This is a genomic window from Desulfobulbaceae bacterium (assembly GCA_015231515.1).
Taxonomy (GTDB): Bacteria; Desulfobacterota; Desulfobulbia; order Desulfobulbales; family VMSU01; genus JADGBM01.
This window is the reverse complement of record JADGBM010000219.1, coordinates 1-2,235: the sequence shown is the minus strand read 5'-3', so window position 1 is coordinate 2,235 and position 2,235 is coordinate 1. Positions and strand designations below refer to the sequence as shown.

1 protein-coding gene is annotated in these 2,235 nt (G+C 46.6%); it reads right to left on the bottom strand.

The window, feature by feature from the left end; genetic code table 11:
• Positions 1-382 precede the first annotated feature (382 nt).
• Positions 383-2,235: MMPL family transporter (locus tag HQK80_16500; protein ID MBF0223791.1), on the bottom strand; the 1,853-nt coding region annotated here is incomplete at its 5' end.

Genomic DNA, 2,235 nt, shown 5'->3' with positions numbered 1-2,235 from the left:
TTTAAGCCTATGTGACGCCCTTTCAGGGCTATTTATTAAATGTTCCTATATCCCAGGGCGTTGCCCTGGGCTAGTATGTTACGCCCCTTTTGGGCTGAGGAAAAACACCCGCTAAGGAGGAAATGTTACTACTTAACTGTTTTTAGCTCAAGCCGAATATTTACTATCGAGGGTAAATATTCGGGTTTAGATTTTTTTCGTAAAAAGTGCGGGACACGAGGACTTTAATATGCTACATTAGCTTCATGTCTGTCTCTTGTCAAAACCAATTACAATTCCCTCCGGCCGAAGTTGCTGAACAAGTAATTGCCTTTCCTATTGTACCATCCCCCCAGATTCTTATTACCGAGAAAGAATACTCTGAACTAAAATGTGAGGTAGGCTATTGGAAAAGTATGCACAAAAAATCTCTATTAAGAGAAGCCGACAAAAAAGCAATGCACGGGCTACTGTCTGTAGTTAAAGACAACGATCTGTTTTTCGTAGACAGCCTTACCAGCGCCAGAAGTGTTGCGTATGTCACCGCCCAGGAACTTGGGATTAAAACCGCAAAGCGCGATATTTTTCTCGATAATGAGCAAACTCCGAAAGCGATCAAACAGCAGCTTGCAAAGCTAATCGCTATTGCCAGTAAGATCCCGACAGTTTGGTAGGGAACCAGAGGCGCTGCCAGCAGGGGTATAAATCCCACCGCAATAACAATAACGTTTCTGGAGATTGCCCGGGCCGGTTCTTCAAACATTGTCTGTATCGTATCAGGCCAATTGCCCTTAGCTGCATAAGTTGTTTTTGTACGTTCGAGGAAATGGATAGCAAAATCCACTGCCAGGCCTAAAGCAAGTGAGGAAAGTACTGCAACCGGCATATCATAATCTTTGCCGATCAACCCGATGAAGCCATAAATGACAACAATGGTTACGGTAAGGGGAATCATGGCCAGCAGGCCCCAAAGTGGTGAGCGAAACAGGAAGGCCATCATAATAAAGACTATTACGAAACTACTGAAAAATGAATCCCGCATCCCGGATACCATTTTGTCTTGCCATTCGACGTTTAAGTACGTTAGGCCTGCCCAATTATGGGTCAAAGGCACTGGGGGCGGATTTTCTTGGAAAAAATGTTCAATCTGGCTGACAACCTGTTCCATGATCTGGTTATCACCCTTTTTCAGTTGAACCCAAATATTGGTCATTCGATAGTCTGGAGTAACAAGATGCCAGAGATCGTTGGGCTTGTGGCTGTTTTGGAAGGAGATCAGGCATTGAGCAACGGCATTTGATGTATCCGGAACTCTAAATCGCTCCGGGTTTGATTCAAAGAGTTCCTGGTGGATTTTTTTGACAACATCAGTTAGGGAGTTGCTTTTACCTACCACACCGGAGCGAAGCAGTTCCTTTTGTAACGATTCAATATAGTCCAGGACATCAGGACGTTTGAAAATTTGGTCCTGGTTTTTGAGTTGGTCAATCCCTGCCAGAAATTCAGCCCAGATCTCAAAGCTGTCGTCTGCCGCTGTATCTAACTGGTATTCGACCGAATCAGAGACTTTGTCAAAAAGCTGAACGCTGGTTTGAGAATCCTGTTGGGCACTAGTGATAAGTGTTAAGGCTTTGGCGAGTGCTTGTGGCGAGGCGTCATACTGTTTGGCTGTTGCGGCAAAGGAGTTTCGAATCTGCTGGGCAGCCTGCTCTGTCGACAGGCTAACCTTTTCTGCTTCAAGGACAAGAAAGGCTTCGTAGGTTCCGCCAAAATGGGAGTTGAGGACTTTGTCGGCGATCCGGATGGGGTGTTTTGACGTGAACCAGTGCACCGGGTTATCGTTGATCTGGATCAGGCTTATTCCGTAACCACTTACGAGCAGAGCGATAACTGTGCAGAGGGCAATACCCTTTGCCTTGGTGTAGGTTGTTTGACCGGCTTTAACCAAAAAGCGTGACAGTAGAGATTCATGGCCGTCACCAGATTTGTGGGCAGCTGCCCCGAAGCCCTGCAGGCTTGCTTCCGGCATGAGCATGATATAGGCCGGAACAACTAAAATAGTGAAGAGCCAGGCAAGGACAATGCCGATTGCCACATAAATCCCAAAAGCCTGTACCGGTGGAATAGGGGTCAGGGCCAGAGAGGCAAAACCGGCCGATGAGGTCAGTGACGTATAAAACATGGGCATGAAGAGGTGGGACATGACCTGTTCAAGGGTTTTGCGGCGGTCTTTGATTGGCGGGTAGGAGTCAAAGA